At 38.5% G+C, this 20,448-nt stretch carries 14 protein-coding genes and 1 pseudogene; 4 read left to right on the top strand and 11 right to left on the bottom strand.

Going from position 1 to position 20,448, the window contains the following annotated elements; genetic code table 11:
• Position 1: 1 nt before the first annotated feature.
• Positions 2 to 349: a hypothetical protein gene (locus AWM68_RS18400; protein WP_066245154.1), complete on the bottom strand. Its 348-nt coding sequence runs from the start codon at positions 347 to 349 to the stop codon at positions 2 to 4.
• A gap of 227 nt (positions 350 to 576) precedes the next feature.
• Here AWM68_RS18400 and AWM68_RS18395 point away from each other — a divergent pair, with 227 nt between their 5' ends.
• From AWM68_RS18395 to AWM68_RS18385, 3 genes are all read left to right on the top strand, one after another.
• On the top strand, positions 577 to 1,746 hold the full coding sequence (locus AWM68_RS18395) for an MFS transporter (protein ID WP_066245152.1): 1,170 nt from the start codon (positions 577 to 579) through the stop codon (positions 1,744 to 1,746).
• 90 nt (positions 1,747 to 1,836) lie between these two features.
• On the top strand, positions 1,837 to 2,550 hold the full coding sequence (gene deoD / locus AWM68_RS18390) for a purine-nucleoside phosphorylase (RefSeq protein WP_066245149.1): 714 nt from the start codon (positions 1,837 to 1,839) through the stop codon (positions 2,548 to 2,550).
• A 209-nt stretch (positions 2,551 to 2,759) separates the two neighbouring features.
• Positions 2,760 to 4,919, top strand: coding sequence for a S8 family serine peptidase (locus AWM68_RS18385; RefSeq protein WP_066245147.1), 2,160 nt, complete (start codon positions 2,760 to 2,762; stop codon positions 4,917 to 4,919).
• A 141-nt stretch (positions 4,920 to 5,060) separates the two neighbouring features.
• On the opposite strand, the gene AWM68_RS18380 is transcribed toward AWM68_RS18385, so the two are convergent.
• From AWM68_RS18380 to AWM68_RS18360, 6 genes and pseudogenes are all read right to left on the bottom strand, one after another.
• Positions 5,061 to 5,819, bottom strand: coding sequence for a TrmB family transcriptional regulator (locus AWM68_RS18380; protein ID WP_066245145.1), 759 nt, complete (start codon positions 5,817 to 5,819; stop codon positions 5,061 to 5,063).
• Between the two features lie 154 nt (positions 5,820 to 5,973).
• Complete coding sequence (locus AWM68_RS18375; protein ID WP_066245143.1) at positions 5,974 to 6,423, bottom strand: hypothetical protein; 450 nt, start codon at positions 6,421 to 6,423, stop codon at positions 5,974 to 5,976.
• Between the two features lie 202 nt (positions 6,424 to 6,625).
• On the bottom strand, positions 6,626 to 7,915 hold the full coding sequence (locus AWM68_RS18370) for an O-antigen ligase family protein (protein ID WP_066245140.1): 1,290 nt from the start codon (positions 7,913 to 7,915) through the stop codon (positions 6,626 to 6,628).
• Positions 7,916 to 8,084: 169 nt separating this feature from the next.
• Positions 8,085 to 8,204 (bottom strand): annotated as a pseudogene (locus AWM68_RS22150) (Ig-like domain-containing protein); the annotation flags it as partial.
• A gap of 128 nt (positions 8,205 to 8,332) precedes the next feature.
• Positions 8,333 to 10,714 (bottom strand): S8 family peptidase, encoded by a 2,382-nt coding sequence (locus AWM68_RS18365; RefSeq protein WP_066245138.1) that lies wholly within the window; start codon positions 10,712 to 10,714, stop codon positions 8,333 to 8,335.
• A 381-nt stretch (positions 10,715 to 11,095) separates the two neighbouring features.
• Positions 11,096 to 12,973, bottom strand: a complete 1,878-nt coding sequence (locus tag AWM68_RS18360) for a SpoIID/LytB domain-containing protein (protein ID WP_066245137.1) — start codon at positions 12,971 to 12,973, stop codon at positions 11,096 to 11,098.
• Positions 12,974 to 13,487: 514 nt separating this feature from the next.
• Here AWM68_RS18360 and AWM68_RS18355 point away from each other — a divergent pair.
• Complete coding sequence (locus AWM68_RS18355; RefSeq protein WP_066245134.1) at positions 13,488 to 15,659, top strand: S8 family serine peptidase; 2,172 nt, start codon at positions 13,488 to 13,490, stop codon at positions 15,657 to 15,659.
• A gap of 130 nt (positions 15,660 to 15,789) precedes the next feature.
• Here AWM68_RS18355 and AWM68_RS18350 read toward each other — a convergent pair whose 3' ends face one another.
• From AWM68_RS18350 to galE, 4 genes are all read right to left on the bottom strand, one after another.
• Positions 15,790 to 17,811 carry a hypothetical protein gene (locus AWM68_RS18350; RefSeq protein ID WP_066245132.1) on the bottom strand — a complete coding sequence of 674 codons (2,022 nt, stop codon included), beginning with the start codon at positions 17,809 to 17,811 and terminating at the stop codon, positions 15,790 to 15,792.
• Between the two features lie 238 nt (positions 17,812 to 18,049).
• A complete protein-coding gene (locus AWM68_RS18345) occupies positions 18,050 to 19,009 on the bottom strand; it encodes a glycosyltransferase family 2 protein (RefSeq protein ID WP_066245130.1) in 960 nt (319 codons plus the stop codon).
• A gap of 25 nt (positions 19,010 to 19,034) precedes the next feature.
• On the bottom strand, positions 19,035 to 19,421 hold the full coding sequence (locus AWM68_RS18340) for a GtrA family protein (protein WP_066245128.1): 387 nt from the start codon (positions 19,419 to 19,421) through the stop codon (positions 19,035 to 19,037).
• 18 nt (positions 19,422 to 19,439) lie between these two features.
• The gene (gene galE / locus AWM68_RS18335; protein WP_066245126.1) at positions 19,440 to 20,432 is read right to left on the bottom strand and encodes a UDP-glucose 4-epimerase GalE; all 993 of its coding nucleotides are present in this window, start codon (positions 20,430 to 20,432) and stop codon (positions 19,440 to 19,442) included.
• Between the last annotated feature and the right edge of the window lie 16 nt (positions 20,433 to 20,448).

Genomic DNA, 20,448 nt, shown 5'->3' with positions numbered 1-20,448 from the left:
TTTAAAAGGCATATTGAAAAAGTCCATAATATAAAGGTCCAATCATAATGATGGCCGTTAACCCAAACACAACAGGCCGAGCCGCTCTTGGAATCTCGTTCGCATCTTCATTAAACTTCTTCAATCCGTAAGCTAAATCCCACATCAGTCCTCCGAAAAAAACAAACTTCCACACGAGCGGTGTTAACAGCTCGTTGCTTGTCACATAACCAAACAACCCGATCCACGTAATGATGGTGATCACAAAATCCAGTTTTGCAGAGTTCGTTTTATAGCCACCTTTGATGAGGTAACCAATCGCAAACGCACCGAGAATCCCTAAATAAATCGTCCATAAAATATCTGTCATAATCCCCTTGTCCCCTTTTTCTGTCTATAAATTCATTATAGTTCTTACAATTACGTTGCGGAAGGTGGAATATTGGGTTTTTTTTACGGTACGTGTTCTTATATCTGTTACACGTTCACTCATAACCCTTGTCGAACAACCCTTAATTCATATTTTGTTATTGATATCGCCTCTAAAATAAGTTACCATTACAGGGGTAACTTTTATTATAAAGAAGGTAGATAGATATGAACAAACGTGTTTACTTATTAACGATCGTCTCATTCGTTGTCGGGATGGTCGAGTTGATTATTGGGGGAATCCTTGATCTGATTGCATCAGATCTTGAGGTGGGCCTCGGGAAAGCTGGGTTTTTAATAACGATCTTCTCTCTCGTTTTCGCCATCGCAGCTCCCATTTTGCTGACGATGACCGCTCATATTGAGAGAAAGCGATTAACGCTAATCTCGTTAATCATATTTTTGCTAGGAAACGCACTTGTAATCGTCAGTCCGACGTATTCTATGCTACTCGTTGCGCGGATTTTATCAGCAGCAAGTGGTTCGTTACTCGTTGTCCTGTGTGTAACGATGGCCTCTAATATTGTTGAAGAGAAATATAGGGCTCGTGCGATCGGTGTCGTGTTTATGGGGATCAGTGCTTCCCTCGTACTGGGGATTCCAGTAGGTTTAATGCTCGGAAATGCTTTCGGCTGGCGTGCTCCGTTTATCTTAATCACAGCACTCACCGTTTTATCCATACTCGGCGTGTATTTTTTTATGGGACGCTTAGAGGCAAAGCCGGCGATTCCAATTAAACAGCAGCTTCAAACGTTAAAAAACCGACGCATCTTATTCGCACAGATCACGTCGTTCCTTTTCTTGGCGGGGCATCTCACACTTTACGGGTACCTGACTCCATTTTTAAAAATGACGCTCGGACTTAACGGGACGTGGGTCAGCATCGTATACTTGATATTCGGTATTGCGGCCGTATTTGGAGGCGGGATCGGCGGCATGCTCGCTGACCGGTTCGGCACGAAGCCTACCATTTTAGGCGTCATTATCGTTTTTGCGTTCTCAATCTTTATGATTCCATATACAACGTTTGCTTTTCCGCTGTTTCTTATAGTGATGATTATTTGGAGCATGCTTAGCTGGGCCATCACGCCTGCGATGCAGAGCTATTTAATCGAGTCGTCTCCTGAAACATCCGACATCCAGCAAAGTCTGAACAACTCTGCGCTTCACTTCGGAATTGCATTTGGGTCCATGATCGGCGGAATCGTGATTGAGAGCGCATCTGTCGAGATGAACGCAACTGTCGGCGGATTGTTGGTTATACTGGCTTTAGGAACAGCTGTTATTTCAATGACAAAAAAGAAGAGCTCCAAAGTCAGCACACATACAATTAGCTAGGTTGCGAAAACTATGGCATGATAACAGTAGATGAAATTATTTTTGTAGGAGGTGAAACCATTACAATTTAGCCGTTGTGATGGTGAACAAATGAGTATCCATATTGGTGCAAAACAAGGTGAAATCGCAGAAAGCATTCTATTACCAGGAGATCCGCTTCGTGCGAAATATATCGCAGAAACATTTTTAGAAGACGTAACATGCTACAACGAAGTTCGCGGCATGCTCGGATTCACAGGAACATACAAAGGAAAGCGCGTATCTGTTCAAGGGACAGGCATGGGGATTCCATCAATCGGGATCTACACAAACGAATTGATCCGTGAGTATGGCGTGAAAAACTTAATTCGCGTAGGTACTTGTGGTGCAATCCAACAAGACGTAAAAGTTCGTGACGTCATCCTAGCGATGACAGCATCAACCGATTCTCGCATGAACCACTTAACGTTCCCTAACATCGACTTCGCACCTTGCGCGAACTTTGATCTTTTAAGAAAAGCGTATGAAGCTGGAACAGCAAAGGGCTTGAAGATCAAAGCTGGTAACGTGTTAACGGCTGACTTATTCTACCGCGACAGCATGGATATCGTGAAAAAGCTTGCTGAAAACGGCGTACTAGCTGTAGAAATGGAAACAACAGCACTTTACACAATCGCGGCAAAATACGGTGTGAACGCACTATCGATCCTGACAGTAAGTGATCACATCTTTACGGGTGAAGAAACTTCTGCTGAAGAGCGTCAGACGACATTTAATGATATGATTGAAATGGCGTTGGAAGTTGTGAGTTCGGAGGGAGAGTAATTATATAGAATCTTGGCATTTCCAGTAATACAAGTAGCCATCTAATTCATATCAATTATGAATTAGATGGCTTTTTTATTATTTCTAAACGCTAAATCCCCCCCTTTTTGTCGAAATAAAAACCCATCCAATAAATGGTATTATGGAGGTTTTTGTTCTTATCATATTGAATTGGTTTTTATGTATTAAAAAATTGGAGGGACTACAGAATGAATGTACCAAAAAAGATAATAAGTGTATGTGGCGCGTTTTGCTTATTGTTTGGGACAACGACTGCATTTGCTGTCACTTCTGAAAATGTGCTTCAAAAAGTTAAACATGAGAAAAAGGTAGCCGGAAAGATCCAAGAGCAAATTATAAAAGTTGAAACCAGCGCAGCTAAAAAGAAGAAAATCCTTACATATTTTAATAACAACGAAGCTAAGAACTATAAAGAAAACGAGGTAATTGTAAAATTCAAAAATAATTACTCTATGAAAAAACTAGGAGCTACAAGCACTACTTTAGGTTTAACAAATCCAAAGGTGTTGAATAAAGAAGGAACACAGGTTATTAAATTCTCCAAAAATAAAAAAATGGCTGATGTATTACGTGAACTAAATGCTTCTCCTCATGTTGAATATGCAGAACCAAACTATTTTTATAAGCCTACAACGGTCAATGATCCTCTGTTTAGCAAATTATGGGGACTTAAGAATACAGGACAGGAAATATTAGGACAAGTGGGTAAAAAAGGTATTGATATCAATGTAGAAGCGGCATGGGCTAAAACAAAAGGCAATACCTCTCTTGTCATTGGCGTGATTGATTCAGGAATAGACATCAATCACCCTGATTTAAAAGATAAAATCTGGGTAAACACTGGAGAAATTCCTAATGACGGAATTGATAATGATAAAAATGGTTACATTGATGACGTGAATGGCTGGAACTTCTATGATAAAAATAATAGATTGTTCATTCGAGGAGAGGAAGACTTCCACGGAACTCATGTTGCCGGAACAATAGCGGCAAAAGCCAATAATATTGGCGTTATCGGGATCGCTCCAAACGTGAAAATTATGCCACTAAAGTTCCTTGGTCCTTATGGAGGCTATGAATCAGATGCGATCCTTGCGATTGAATATGCAAAATCAAAAGGAGTAAAGATTCTTAATAACTCATGGGGCGGAGGAGAAAACGCACAAGCATTAAAGGATGCAATTAAAAACTCAGGAACCTTATTTATAGCTGCAGCAGGCAATGATGGAATGAACGCTGACTCATCTCCAATGTATCCAGCTGCTTATGATCTGCCGAATATTCTTTCTGTAGCTTCGATAAATAACACAGGGAATCTTTCCTATTTTTCTAACTATGGTGTAAAAAGTGTAGATGTTGCCGCTCCAGGTGAAGGTATATTAAGTACATTCCCTATTATGGGAGGAGATTATTCTACAGCTTACGAATATCTTGATGGAACATCTATGGCTACCCCTCATGTTGCTGGAGTAGCAGCATTAGTTAAAAGCGCAAACCCGACTTACACTCCTGCTCAAATAAAGGATGCCATTATGAGAACGACTACTAAACTTTCTACCTTAACAGGAAAAGTCGCTACAGGAGGACTTGTGAATGCAGGGAAAGCCGTTAGTTTCGAGGCGGATTCTGACATTCCCGGCATTGCTTGGAAAGAACCAAGTATCAATACAACACTTGATGCCAGTAAAGATAAAAATGATGTCTATTCTATCAAGCTATTAAAAGGTCAAAAGCTGAAGACGACACTAACTGGTGATGCAGGTACGGACTTTGATCTTTATCTTTATAATGACATTGCAAAAACTGTAAATTCAAGCAATGGCATTGTAGCAAGCTCAGAAATTGCTAATACATCCAAAGAATCCTTTACTTATATAGCTCCTAAAACAGGCACTTATTATATAAACGCCTATGCTTATTCCGGTGCTGGAAAATATACTCTTTCAGTAACAGAAGGCATTGGGGCTGGAACATATGAAAACACAAGTCATTATTTTGGATATGAAGGAACATGGAGTAAAATATCTGATGGAAGTGCATCGGCAAGTTCATACACAAGTGCTAACCAAGCCGGCTCAGCGGTAAAAATTGTGTTTAATGGTACAGGAGTATCCTACAAAGCTATTAAAAATAGTAAACAAGGAATTGTAAAAGTGACACTGGATGGAAAGTCAGCCAATTATAGCTTGTACGCTTCTACACCTAAGTATAAGCAAGAAATCTTCAATAAAACTGGATTACCCGCAGGGAAGCACGTTTTAACCATTGAATGGACGGGCCAGGCAGATCCTGTTGCTCGGAAAACTTCTACAGAAGTGAACGTGGATTCCATCTCTGTTTTTAAATAGTGGTAATTGTATTAACACTATACTAGTTATAAACTACGCCCCAAATGTTAGATACATTCTAACAATAAGGGGTGTAGTTTTTTTTATGATTAAATGCAGATCATTAGTTAGCAGCTATTCAACGTTGTTACCTTTAACTTTTTAATACCTCAACTTCATCAATACACTCTTAATTTCTTCATCGTTCATCATCAGTTCAGAATGCTTTTCCGTAATCTTTGCAAGCGCTACATCATGATAAAAAAACTCGATGAATACTTTTATAAATGGACGTGATTTGGTCTTCAACGCCTGCCAGCTCTGTCCTTCCATCCCCGCAAAAATGACCTCAGTTTCATCGACCACCACTAATCGGAATCTTTCCAACGAATGATGTTCCTGTGCTGGGATCAGCGTATGTACATGGGATAACGTTGACTCCAGTTCACCCACAACAAGAACCTCCACATCAACACCCTGCTTTTCTTTTTCTTGCAGAATCGGTAGAACCTCTTGAATATCGTCCTGCCAGCCTGAGACTCGAATAGACTTCTCCGCCGATTGCAGAATTTGCATCGTCTGCGCTCGTATGGACGAATCCACTTTCAGACTCCAAACGTGTTCATCATAGAACTTTCTCTTACTCGTACTGTTTTTAAGCTGCTCCACGTTTTCCTGAAACTCCGTCGTAAGTTTTTCAATTACGATCGACAGCGGAAGCGCGGTATATAGCTTCTTTTTTTCCGAAACTGAATCCAGCACCATCCCTTTTTCAATCATACGCGATAGCACTTCGTATATCTTGGATTTCGGGACACCGGAGTATTTAACGATGTTTGTTGCGTCCATCGGCTCCTCACTCGACGCGAGGACTTCGAACACCTGACTTTCATATTGTGAAAAACCGAATTTTTGTAACATGGTTCCTCCTAAATACGGTTTATGTAAACGTTAGAATGAATTTACCATTCTTCTCAATGATAGATAACAAATATTAGGTATCATTTATTTTGCCATATATCTACTAATAAGTCTAAGTGGAACAGTGTCTACTTGCTTTTATATTCTGTTCTAATTATCTCTCATCATTATAATATTCACAGTGATATACCTTATAAGATTCACTCATATTTTCTTTCACAAAAAAATGTTCCGTATTGTTTTCTAATTGGAAGTGTAATATTGTACCTACTGGCAAGTGAGAAGCATATAATTTAGGCTCGTTATCAAAAGCGCCTTTAAATGTTTTTTCTATTTCCATAGGAAACTCTTCACTTCTAACCATTTCGGACTCTGTCCGTTCAAAAACACATATTCTTGCTGAGGAAGTATCAATTACAAAATCGGTATCTCTTTCTAAAAGCTTTTTGCCCTCGTGTAATACTATCTTTCTTCCCTCTTCTTCTAACTGCGCTATCTGTCTTGCACCTTGGACTTTTGGATTTTCATTAAAATTAGAACAACCACTACTAGCCAATAGGAGTAACAAGCATAATAAATTCTTCAGAAGATTCCCTTCTTTCACCGAAAGTTCTCAAGTACATCATTCTATTCTTTTAAAAACTTCAACCTCCTTCTTATTAATTTGGAATATATTAACTTCTTTCTGAATGTCAATCATATAAGGTATCGAAAACATCATATATGTATGGAGAATATACTAGAGATGCTTCAAAATTACTTAAAGAAAGTAAAGAGAAAGAGCCCCTTTACACATCAGGGGCTTGTTAACGTTTACTTACCTGTTTACTATTCGCTTTTTCCCAACTGGTCGTTCGCTGTTTTCTACTCTTATACAAAGATAGATTCATCACTTTTGTCTTTAATTGAACAAGATTAACACTCGTAAACGAAACCTTCGCTGTATATTGATCCCAGCATGCTAAAAGTGTCAACATCATGACGGCAACCTGAGGAGAGTATAATACATAATCAAAAACACCTGTTAAAAAAACTACAGGTAATGACAACAGAAAGTGATCGAAATAGATCTTTTTATTTTTCACCGACAAAGCCAAGTAAAGGATCTTATACCCATTTATAAATAAAATAATAAGCAAAGCGATACCACCTAAAGCACCATATTCGGTAAATACCCCTAGAATCATGTTATGCGCATGGGGAACATGTTCACTGAAACGACTGAAATATCCATCGTAAAACCCAATAGGTGTTACGCCGAACAAAGAATGCTGTTGCCAAAGGCTAAAAGAATTTCTCCATATTTCTTTTCTAACCTCTGCAGATACAAACAGTTCATCACTCCTTGGCATCACGTTTGTGATCAACGGAATATTTAATATCATCAAAGTAATAAGCGCACCAGAAATCCACTTGTTCCATTTGAGTAAAAAGAAAACGAAAAGAATAAGCATCGTAACAAACCCTGCTTTGGAACCTGTTAATAAAATGGCGTGACTGAACATGCAGACAGCAGCCAATTGTATGGAAAATTTAGTATACGTACCTTTCTCAAGACTCTTCAAGCAATCCGCAAAAAGAAAAGATAATCCCAAAAGCAGCAGTGCAACAGAAAAATTCGGATTATACGTTGAGCCGATCAGTCTAGTATACTGCTGCGGATCTATCCCTACCGTTCCGATTAGCGTTGCACCTGTAAAATAACTTAAAACTGGCATTTCCATCATCCACTGCTGAAAGGGGTATATTCCATAAAAGTATACGCCGCCAAGGATAACAACATATTTAAAAGAGCGAAATACTTTAAGGGGATTGTTTGCGATTTTCAGATACAAACCTAAGTAGGCTAGAATCAATGCAGACACTAAAAAATATGAATAATTGTTCATTGCGATGGATGCACATATTGTGGAAACAAACATGCAACCTAACAAAAACAAACCTGGTGTTACCTTTACCTTCACGCCTTTTTTCCATGCTTTGTGCAAGTGGAACCACCCAATAAACAACACTAGGAAAATACCGACTGGTGGTACGATTATACTAAGAAAAAGGCTAAATGTAAGATAATGTTTTTTAAAAGTAAAAGTTGTCATAAGTGACCTCTTCTTCGTTTCTGATTCGCATAATAACTCATCATACTAGAAAGAAAAGGTGATTAATCTACTTTTACAAAAAACAGATAAACACTTAACCTGCTTCATATTTCCTTCATAATTTGGCTCCATAATAAAGACCCAGAGAGTAGCTTTCTGGGTCTTCATATTATATTACCTTTACAGCAAGGGCTGCACTTACATTCCCTGGTTTGTCTTTTGCCGATACTTGTAAAGGCGTTCCTTTCTTTTGCACCTTGATGGTCGCTTTATAGTTGTCTTTTGAATCTGCCGTTCCAGTTCACACCACTTTAGTTCCTGCTTTAATCGTAACAATCACTGCAGCTTTGTCTTACCCGTAACCATTTTGGTTGTAGTGTTAACTGTATTTACGGTAAGCATAGCTAACTGAATGTTTTATTTTACAATTATTTTAACGGAAGTACTTACATTTTTAGCAGCATCTGTTGCGGTCACCGTTAGCGTTACCTTAGCTTTTTGTACTGGAATTTTCACTGAAAACGTACCGTTAGCTGCAGCCTTTACTGAATAGCTCTTGCTTCCGATTTTCACGATAACCGTTGCGTTTGCTTCACTTGTCCCCGTTACACTCGTAGATTTGTTGGTAACTGCTTTTACGACAGGTGGTTTTGGTGCCGTTTTATCCTTTGTGACCACCTTTGTAACTGTACTTTTATTTCCAGCCGCATCTATTGTCCACACTTCAAAGACCGTTCCTGCTTTTTGTAAAAAGATTGGAACCGCATATTTCCCATTTTCAGCTACGGTTGAATACGAATTTAAACCGAACTTAACAGTAACAGTAGAACCATTTTCTGCCGTACCTAATACTTGTGTTGATTTATCAGAAATTTCACCCACTGTTGGTGCTGTTGGTGGTGTTGTGTCTTTTACTGTAACCTTTTTTACCGAGCCTATATTACCAGCTTTGTCTGTCGCCCATACTTCAACTGCTGTTCCTGGTTTTTGTAAAGGAACAGTTACTGAGAATGTTCCTGTACTAGATGCAGTGACAGTATAAGTTTTTGTACCAATTTTGACTGAAACTTTTGCTCCTGCTTCCGTCTTTCCTGTTACCTTTGTTGCTTTCTCTGTAATATCATTAACACTTGGTGCTGCGGGTCCCGTTTTGTCCTTTACCGTATATGTACCCGTACTGCTATAATAACCAGCGGAGTCCTTTGCCCATACATAAACGGTTGTCCCCGCTTTTTGAAGCGGAATGGTAATAGCAAATGCACCCTTGGCATTTGCTGCAGCAGAATAAGTACTATCTCCAATCATTGCATAAACGGTAACTCCTGCTTCAGCTGTTCCTGTTATCGTCTTAAGCTTGTCCGAAATTTCATTAACCTTTGGAGCTGTTGGAGCAGTACCGTCTTGAACCGTTATTTCTACAGCATCACTAGACTTGCCACTTGATTTGGCCGTTACGTAAAGTTTTGTTCCAGCTTTTTGCTTAGGTATCGTCACTGAAAAATAGCCATAATCATTGGTCGTTCCAATTACTTTTTGACCATCTGTTACTTCGATATCGTAATAATCATATCCACTTGTATATCCTGTAACAGAAGTATCAAAATCATAAACAGAGTAAACCGTTGGTGAAGCAATTTTTTCAGCTATGCCTAGTGCTTTTCTAGCATTAACTCTTCCATATCCATAATAATAGGATGAACCTAAGTAATCGGCTGAATCATACAAGCGCTGTTCTACTTCATAGTTAGAAAGGTTAGGCTCATTTGCTAAAAGTAGAGCCGCTACTCCTGCAACTACCGGTGAAGCCATGGATGTACCACTCATGGAACCGTATGAAGAATAAGGCAGTGTTGAATAAATGTACGAACCTGGAGCCATTATGTCTACCCAGTAGCCATAATTAGAAAAGTAAGAGCGTGCATCGGATTGATCTGTTGAACCGACCGCAATTACGTTGTCATAAGCTGCAGGATAATGCATCGTACTTGTTCCAGAGTTTCCTGCTGCTGCTACAATAACTACTCCACTATCATGTGCATATTGGATCGCTGCATCGTATGAGTAGTTATAATTAGAGCTGCCTAAACTCATGTTAATAACATCCGCTCCATTACTAACCGCATAATAAATCCCTTCAATAACATCAGAGGAGTATGCTCCATCACCTGTAAAAACATCAATAGGCATAATTTTAGAATTTGGAGCCACACCTGCGGTCCCAATATAATTGTCAATGGAACTGCCAATAATCCCAGCAACATGTGTACCATGATCTCCTGCAGTCAGCGTAGTAGATGAGTTATTAACCGTATCATACGGAGAGACAATTTTATTCTTCAAATCAGAGTCATTTAAATCAATGCCGTTATCAATAACAGCTACGGTAACGTTAGAACTACCTTTCGTCTGATCCCATGCACTCTCTGTTTCGATTTTTTGATGATGCCATTGATCATCAAAATAATAGTCATTTGGTGTATGGTCTAACTTTATGAGGTGATCCGGTTCTGCATATTCTACATCATCTCGACTCTCTAACTCTTTAATATATGAATCTAGCTTTTTACCATCTGGAACATCTACTGTTACAATCGGTTCTTTTACCGATTCTTGGCTCGCTAACACTTCCATGCCTTTTATGTTTGTTTTTTCTGCAGGTTTTTTAAGCTTAACGATGACTCGATCTGTTGCTAGCTCATTTGTAACTATTAAATCACCGGCAGCATTCACCTTATCATGACTCCAACTGCTTCCCAATAAAAATGCAGATGCAATAAACAATAAGCCGATCCTTTTCATACACAATCCCCTTTAGAATAATAATGTGAACAACTTTTCTACTCTCTTATTTAATCGGCTGATTTCCAAATTTTATAATACATCCACAAAACTTTTTTCCTATTACATATGGACTAGGAGGGCAAACGCTGAGAGCAGTCATCGTGTACGGTAATTTAAGATCACAGCTTTCTTTAAGTACTTTTTTACGGTACGTGTTCTTTTATTTATTACACATTCGCTCAGGAATGCTCTTTTTACACCCAACTAGGTGCCCGTTTCGCTCATATCCAGTCCACCGCCTCCTCATACGAACAATTTCAGCTTAAAAAGCATCATCAAAACAAAAAAAGCTGACTACAAAAGATCACTTTATGCACCTTTTGAGCCAACTTCCTCTATTTATCTATTAATCCATAGTACGCCTTCTGCTTTTTCTTCATAATAGGACGCTAATCCTGTTTCATTCAAGAACGACGCAGGCACATACACCGCTTTATTAATCGTTTTTGGTCTTACACTTAACGTCTTTTTAACACCATTTACCGTTGCGGTGTTGCTAACAAGAGAAGCCGTAACTTTTCGCGTTCCAGATGTAATCGATATGGTAGACCCTGAAACTTTCGTAGTCATAGCATAACGCTTTGATAAGCCAACAAGTGGAACATAAATGGTATTCTTTTCTTTTACAAGAGCACTTCCTAAGTATTGAATCCTGCCAGAAGTGATTGGCGTAATGCCATTCTTATAAGCTAATTCCTCCTTCACCGTCACATATTCTTCATGCATGTATCCTGTCAGTGATCCTATCTTAATTCTGTACCATTCTTTTGTCTTGCCAAGGACTGTTACAGCTTGGCCAAGTTTTCCCTTCCCTAACGAAACGGAAGATGTTGTCGGTGACTTGCGAATGTTAACACCTTCATAATTCACCGTTCCCGTTACTTGAAGAGCCGAAGGAATGGATGACGTTTTGTCATTCTTTAAAATTGTAGTCGGATAATAGAATGCTAGAATTTCACGATAGCCCAATCCAGCCTTCGCTCTTGCATTTGCACCGGTCTGACTCAAACCTACCCCATGCCCATTACCAAGGCCTGTTACTTTGAAGAGTGTTGATGTTTTACTTAAACCCGTTACATACTTGCTTGTTAACCCAAGTGCACTCCTAAACTGGTCAGCCGTTATGGTAACTTTTTTTCCATACAGTTTTGCTTCCCCATTAGCGTTCTTCAAGACCTTACCTGATGCATCTTTAATGTAATACGTTACATAAAAACCAACCTGTAACAGCCGCTTACCTTCTGTTCGTTCTTTAGGAAGTGCAACAGAAGTAATCTCAACGATTTTAGAGGTTTGATTTGAAGCTGTCAGTTTTTCTTTTAATACATTTGCTAAACCTTTATCTTTCTCAACTACACTTCCCCACCAAGATTCTGGCTTTTTTAAATTTTTCCCTACTAAGGAGATTTGTTTTCTTGAGAACGTTTTAGTCCAAGCGGTTTTGTTATCATACGTATCTGGCTTAGCCGTAAAATACGGCAGCTTAGGAGCGCCAACTCGTGGCCAAGCGCCTTGATTCGTTTCTGTATAGCCGCCATTTGAAGCATTATATACAGCCTCTACCACATTCCCTTGATAGGTTAAGACTTTTCCTTTCGTCTCCATGATCGCTTTATCGGTTTTGTTATTTTCCTTATTGTATCCTGTATAATGCTGTATGTTTGGTGTGTCGTTTATGGCTTTTTTGGCATACAACTTATACATCACATAAGATCTTGCAATAATAGCCTGCGATTTAAGAGCTTGCAAATGGTAGCTAGAGTCCATTTCACCAGGTACAACACCCTTAAGATACTCTTCTAAGGGAAGGCTATTAATCGGGCGAATATATTTAGAACTCTCAACTGTAAACTTCATTGTTCCTAAATACGAGAGTGTCCTATTGCCGTAAAGGGTCATAAGGTGCGTACTGGCAACCACATTAGGCTTAATGGTAAGTGTCTTGCCTTTCGAAACAAGAGTACTTCCGTAATAGAGGTATAGTTCTCCTTTTACCACTTTAACCGTGTACTTCTTTCCAGACCCCAACGTCTTTCCACTTTCAGTCACCTTATAAGTGCCTTTTGGCAAAAAGGAGAGAGCAGTAGCATTTTTTATGTACATGTTTAAAGACACAGACACTATTGGATCAGCAGCGTAGGCTTCTTTCGGTTTTGTAAAAAAAATAGAGCACATCACAAGGGTAACGACTAGCAAACTAACTAAATACTTTTTCATTATCCACCAACTTATACATTTATTTACAAATAGATTATAACAGAGTAGTAGATAAATAGTAACAGAAATGGTGTGGTCACTTTTTGAGCTTAAAAAAAATGAGGTGCCTAATAGGCTCGCCTCATTTTATCTATCTCTATTTTTTACTCTCGTTTAATCTTTTTTCTATAGCTGAATTTACGAGCATTTGTATCTCTAACAGATTCTCATAAGGTGCATCTTGATATATATAACGAATCGCTTTTTTTATGCATTTTGGCATGATTTTAAAACCGTTCAACTTAACTCTCCCTTTGCAACAAATAGAACAACCTTCCCTATCTTACAGTATTTTCATGTGCATAGATAGTTTTATTTGTAACTTTTTACTAATTTTTTGACTAATATGTTTCAGACAAAAGATGTCTATATCCAAGGACTATTGAATCATAAAAAGACGAAAAGAAATAAGCTTAAGCACAATACTTCCCCATATACATTACCTTTGTAGGCCAATTAAGAAAGGGGATATTCGATGAGTTTAAAAATGAAGATATTCAGTTCTTTAGTAGGTGCTTGTTTGCTCTTTTCTGCATCAGTCGTGTCCGCACAAGAACCTCCAAAAGAAAGTAAAACTTTAAAAAAATTTTCCAAACAAGAGAGTTCCATTATTCATATCCCTAAGAACACAATGAAAGAAAAAGCTGCTTACTCACTTTATAAACAAAAACCGTCCAACTCAAAAAATGGCATATCTAAAGAAGATGCTGCACTTGGGTATAAAAAAGGAGAACTGCTTATAAAGTTCAAACCAAATAAATCTATTCAAAGTCTAGGAACATTGGCAAAAGATAAGGGGTTAAAGCTTAATAGAGTACTCGATCGGAAGACTGGTTTACAGCTCATAAAGTTTGAAGATAAAAAAGAATCTGTTAAAGATATGATACGGCAGTTAAAAGCAAACCCTGCTGTTGAATATGCAGAGCCTAACTATATACTAAAACCTTCGGCCGTAACGGATCCCTACTATAGTAATTTGTGGGGCTTAAAGAATACAGGACAGTCCATATTAGGGGTACCCGGAAAGTCCGGTATCGATATTAAAGCCGAAGCAGCATGGGCTAAATCTAAGGGAAGCACGACTCTCGTTGTAGGCATCATCGATACGGGTATGGATATTAATCACCCAGACCTAAAAGATAATGTTTGGAAAAATCCTGGGGAAACGCCAAACGATGGTATTGATAATGATAAAAACGGCTACATCGATGACGTAAATGGCTGGAACTTCTATGACAATAATAATGATGTGTATTATTCAGCATATGAGGACGATCATGGTACACATGTTGCCGGAACGATTGCCGGAAGAGCAAATACAACAGGAGTAATCGGAATAGCACCCAACGTAAAAGTGATGCCGTTGAAATTCTTAGGACCTGACGGCGGTTACACATCAGACGCTATATTAGCCATCAATTACGCAAAAGCAAAAGGAATTAAGATTACAAATAACTCATGGGGCGGCGGGTCTTATTCACAGGCTCTATATGATGCGATTAATAATTCAAACTCACTGTTTGTAGCTTCTGCAGGAAATAACGGAGAGAATTCCGATAGTTCCCCATCCTACCCAGCAGCATTTGACGCTGCAAACATTTTGTCAGTCGCTGCCATTGATAACACTGGCAACCTCGCATCCTTCTCCAACTATGGGGTGAAGAGTGTAGATGTTGCTGCACCTGGAGTTTCAATCTTAAGCACCCTGCCGGAAAATTCTTACGGCTATTTCAACGGTACTTCAATGGCTGCCCCTCACGTTACCGGAACGGCAGCATTAGTCGTAAGCACCAATCCATCTTTTACAACAGCACAAGTTAAAGATCGGATCATTGGTTCCGTTACCAAATTATCTTCACTAACGAATAAAGTCGCTACAGGCGGGTTAATCAATGCCGGAGTTGCTTTAGGCGCTGTGGACTTAGATGGTGAAATTCCTGGCGTACCATTAACAACGACAAGTGTCAGTTCAACATTGGACGCAACTAGTGATAAGAACGACGTGTATTCTGTAACCCTAGTAAAAGGTGAAAAATTAGCAGTCAGCATGACAGGCGCGACAGGAACAGACTTTGATGTGTATTTATACAACTCTAGTGCTAAGACAGTTAATTCAAGCGCCGGAATTGTCGCTTACTCTGAAAAACTTAATACGTCTAGTGAAAGCTTCTCCTACACAGCTCCTGCCACAGGAAAATATTATATCGACTTCTTTGCTTACAAAGGAAAAGGAAGCTATAAAGCATACTTCAAACGAGGGGTAACTGCGGGCACCTATCAAGATACGAGTGCTAACATTGCATTTACTGATAATTGGACTCAAGTAACGAACAGCAGTGCTTCTGGGGGAACGTATAAAACGGTTAACTATTCAGCAGCCACTTCTGAGTTTGTATTCAATGGTACAGGAGTTACCTATTATGCGCTAAAAAGCAGCACACAAGGAATAGCAAAAGTAACACTCGATGGAACAGCCTATACCGTTGATCTCTGGTCCAGCACAACTCAGTACAAAGCACCTGTATTCACCAAAACTGGATTATCAGCCGGCAGGCACACCTTGAAAATTGAGTGGACAGGAAAAACACATGCAGGGGCAAAGAAAACAGCGACTAATATCAATCTTGATAGTTTGATCGTGAAATAGAAGACTGACTGACCCAAAGTGGTTGTTTTTCCTCTCTTGGGTCAGTTTTTGATTTTAATTTTTAAATAATGCCTGTTTTTCTTAAAGGCCAAAAAGAAGCCTGTCCCATTGGACAGACCCCTTTTAGTTGCTATTCTTTACTATAACGTATTGCTGTTCTTGTGCTTTCCTTCATACCAGCAGGTGTAATCGTCATGTATACTGTACCTGCTTTTGTTCCCAGTTGCTTTAAAGAAATACTTAAGCTCGTTCCCTTGGATGTAGAAGTAGCCAGCAGTTTCCCGCCTGTAGAAGCACTGTATACTTTAATGACATCACTTTTTTTCAGCTTAGATACATAGATCAAATCATTTTTCTTTTTATTGTTTGTAATTTTCACTTGGCTGGAAACAAGAGCGTTCGCCTGCTCACCTGTGAAGGTTACCGCCACTCGATTGCTCTCTGTATAACCAGCTTTCGTAACGGTTACGTAGACTTTCCCGCTTTTGGTTCCAAGCTGCTTAATAGAAAGAAGAGCTGAAGATCCAGTAGATGTTTTTGATGCAAGCATTGTACCTTTGGTGCTTGAGTTGTACACTTTGACAACATCACCTTTTGCTAGGCCGCTAACAGAAATGGAATCCGATTTACTTTTATTATTGATCACTTTAACGTTTGAAGTTTTTACTGAATTTGATTTCATGTAAAACATAAATTCGTAAGTCTTTTGGTAGGCATTGGCATAGCCCTCAATAACAAAATAATACGTTCCTTTTTTTAACGATACTGTCGTATATTTGTTTCCACTAAATGCATCGCTGTTTGTAACAAAAGAGCTATATTCTTTTCCAGTACTATTTTGAATGGTCCCTTCCCAGTTAACACCATTTTCCTCTTTCATTAATAAAGTCACATTTCCATCAGCTGGAACAGAAAACTTAAAAACATCTACATCATCATATTGTGATAATTTCCCTTTGTAATATTGGTTCAATTTGACTGCATTGGCCGTCATGATTTCATTATTAAATTCTTTTTCATAATAATTTGTATTAACAAAACCAGCCTTGATTTCATAAGGAGTGTCTTCCGTACCATAATAATCACTTAGATTGATATAGTACGTACCTTTTGGCAGACCTATTTGTTTTGTTTCATAACCTGAAACGATAGAGCTTGCATTAGTATTTAAATCTTCCAGTTTATCACCTTTAGTATTAAAGAGTTCTGCCTGCCAGCTCATGCCTGATTTACGATTTACAGATAATGTAACAATCCCATCTGAGGGAAGGATAATTTTATAAAAATCACTATCATCGTAATCTTCTATTTTACCTTTATACGTCTGATTAAGCTTAATCGTATTAGCTGTTGAGGCATCATTATTAAATTCTTTTTCATAATAACTCCTTGAAGTAAACTCTACTTTAATTTCATAGGCTTCATGCCTTGTATAAAAGCCATCTTCAATTTTGATATAATAAGTACCCTTCGGCAAACCAATCTCATTTGTCTCATATCCATTTACTGTTGTACTGCTGTCTGTTTCAATTTCTTCGTGCAGTTTTCCGTTACTGTTATAGATACTGGCATACCATTTCACTCCGGATTTTTGTTTCATAGAAAATTTGACTTTTCCGTCTGATGGAAGGGTAAATGTATAAAAATCCTCGTCATAATCGTCTTTCATTCTGCCGATATAAGATTCTTTTAATTTAATTGAGTTAGCCGTGGCCATGCTGTCATTAACTTCTTTTTCGTAATTATTTGATGCCATATAGCTTACTTTAAATTCATATGTACTTCCATATCCGCCATCATTCTTAATATAGTAAGTACCTTTTGGCAAACCTACTTGAGCGATAGCATATCCTGAAACTAATGTATCGTAAGACGTATCTACTTTACTTAACGTCTCACCATTTTGATCTAAAATTTCACCAACAACATAGCCATCATCTGCTGTACTTTTCACCCATAGTGCAACGTTACCGTCATTAGGGATCGTGAATTTATAATAGTTACCGTAATAGGTATTAAACTCACCAGTATAGGTTTTATACAAATTAATTTGTACCGCATTTGAAACGCTTGCGCTTACTATTTTGTTTTGATTCAACAAAAAAATAGCCACAAACAAAAAGGTTAAAACAAAAATCTTACTAAACTTCAATTCTCTCATCCTCCCAATTATGTAAACACTAGAATATTTTACCTTATCCTCAAACAAATGGGTATAGTTTACTAATTAATTTTTACTACATAATTGGTAAATTATAAAAGTTTCTAAATGGCTTTTTTCCTTATTTTTGATTAATTAGAGCTGTTCATAGACACAAGCTCTTTCGATTATTAAAAAAGACAAGCTTTTTTTAACAGCTTGTCTAGTTGAATATGAACTTTTTATATATTTAATGTTGAACCACTTTCGAAGCTGGCTCCTCCACATTCACCGTATCCTTCACGATATATATCGGTCTATTCTTACTCTCATCATAGATCCTTGCTATATATTGTCCCACGATTCCAAGACCTAACAACTGGATTCCACTGAAGAATGTAATGGCTACCATGAGTGACGCCCACCCAGCTTCTACTGGCTGCCCAGATAGTTTGACGACTAGTGCGTAGATGAATACACCTATTGAAATAAGTACGGATATAAAACCAAGAGTCATGACTAAGCGTAATGGCTTGGAGGAAAAAGCAATGATTCCATCTGAAGCAAACTTGATCATCTTCTTCAGCGGATATTTCGTTTCTCCTGCAAATCGCTCGTCCCGTTCATATTCAATAAATGTCTGACGGAAGCCGATCCACGAAAACATCCCTCGTACAAACCGGTTACGTTCTGTCATGTTCTTAAATACGTCAGCTACTTTCCGGTCGATGATACGAAAATCACCTGTATCTTTTGGTATCTCAATATCAGACATATAGTTTAAGAAACGATAAAAGTATTTCGCCGTAACTAGCTTAAACCAAGATTCACCAACTCGTTTTTTACGTTTGGCATAAACCGTCTCATATCCTTCTTTCCATTTCTCGATTAAAAGAGGAATAATTTCTGGCGGATCTTGAAGATCGGCATCGATTAAAACGATCGCATCACCTTTTGCATAATCAATACCTGCGGTGACAGCCGTCTGATGACCGAAGTTTCGAGCAAAATCGATAATCTTGACTTTTTTATCTATAAGAGCGATTTCGGTTAAGATATCCATTGTTCGATCGGTGCTTCCGTCATTCACAAAAATAAATTCATAGTGTATGTCGTTCTTATCCATTACCGCTTTTAGTCGGTTATAGCATTCCTTTGCCACTTCTTCTTCAAAGTACATCGGAACGACAACGGATATTAAATCTTTCATCGTTTTCCCTCCAAAAACTGTGCCGTTAACTGGATGACTTCTTATTTGTAAACGTCCATTTTTTATTTAATGAAAAGTTAAAAACCAACCCTACTCCCGTAGCAACTACTTGGGCTATTATAGCGTTAATATGCAAGTGCTGAACACATATATAAAGAATGCCTGTTGTAATTCCGAGCGTCAGAAGATTAACTAAAACGAATTTCAAAAAAACGTACTGTTTAGCGGTTTCTTGAGACGCTTTGAATACCCAACTGAGGTTCCAGTAGTAACTATTCAAAACGCCTAATCCGTACGCCATCACGTTAGCCAATAAATAATTCACCCCAAGATAAACCAGAAAAATGTAACTAATAATCGTAATTCCAGTATTAAGAACACCTACAGTACCAAACTTTAGAAACGTCTTCATTTCATTTCCCCATGGTATCTACTGGGTAACCTTAAAACCTGCAGGATGGCTCCTATGCCAGTTCCATGCCGATTCAATAATTCTTTCCAGTGAATATTCTGGTGTCCATCCTAGTTCACGATAAATCTTATCCGCAGAAGCAACCAGTTCATCTGGGTCACCAGCTCGTCTATCGGCTTCAATAATGGTCGCCTTCATGCCAGTAACATCTTCACACGTTTCAATAATTTCTCTAACAGAATATCCTTTACCCGTGCCTAAATTATAAATGGCGTTCGTATTTTTACCATTTAACAAGCTCTCTAATGACAGAACATGTGCTTTTGCAAGATCAGTTACATGAATATAATCACGTATACACGTGCCATCAGCTGTATGATAATCAGTGCCAAAAACAGAGATGGTCCCACGCTGTCCTAACAAATGTTGAAGCACGATTGGGATTAAGTGAGATTCTGGAGTATGGTCCTCACCTATTTCCCCTGTTTCATACGCTCCTGCAGCATTAAAGTAGCGCAGAGCTACATAGTTCATGCCATATGCAGCATGAAAATCCTCAAGCATATGCTCGACCATCAGCTTGGATCGTCCATATGGATTTATTGGTGCAACAGGCGTTGTTTCTGTTATCGGAGTTGTTTCAGGAATGCCATATGTCGCTGCCGTTGACGAGAAGATAAAATTTGAAACGTTGTATTCTTTCATCTTTTGTAGAAGTGTTAGTGTTGCTGCTACATTATTTGTATAATATTTCGCTGGATCCTGAACGGATTCACCAACAAGGCTGTTGGCCGCAAAGTGCATAACCGCTTCGATCGAATATGTCGTAAATACATGGTCAAGCAGTTCTTCATTGCCTAAATTACCTTCAACGAATTGAACGCGGGAATCTAAGCTTTCTTTATGTCCAGTAGATAAATTATCGAGAACAACTACCTCGTACCCTTTTGAGAGAATCTCTTTAATGGTGTGGCTCCCGATATAACCGGCTCCTCCTACTACTAAAATCATCTATATCCCACTTCCA

The organism is Fictibacillus phosphorivorans (assembly GCF_001619875.1).
In the GTDB taxonomy this organism is placed as follows: Bacteria; Bacillota; Bacilli; order Bacillales; family Fictibacillaceae; genus Fictibacillus; species Fictibacillus phosphorivorans_B.
This window is presented reverse-complemented; position numbering and strand designations above follow the sequence as displayed.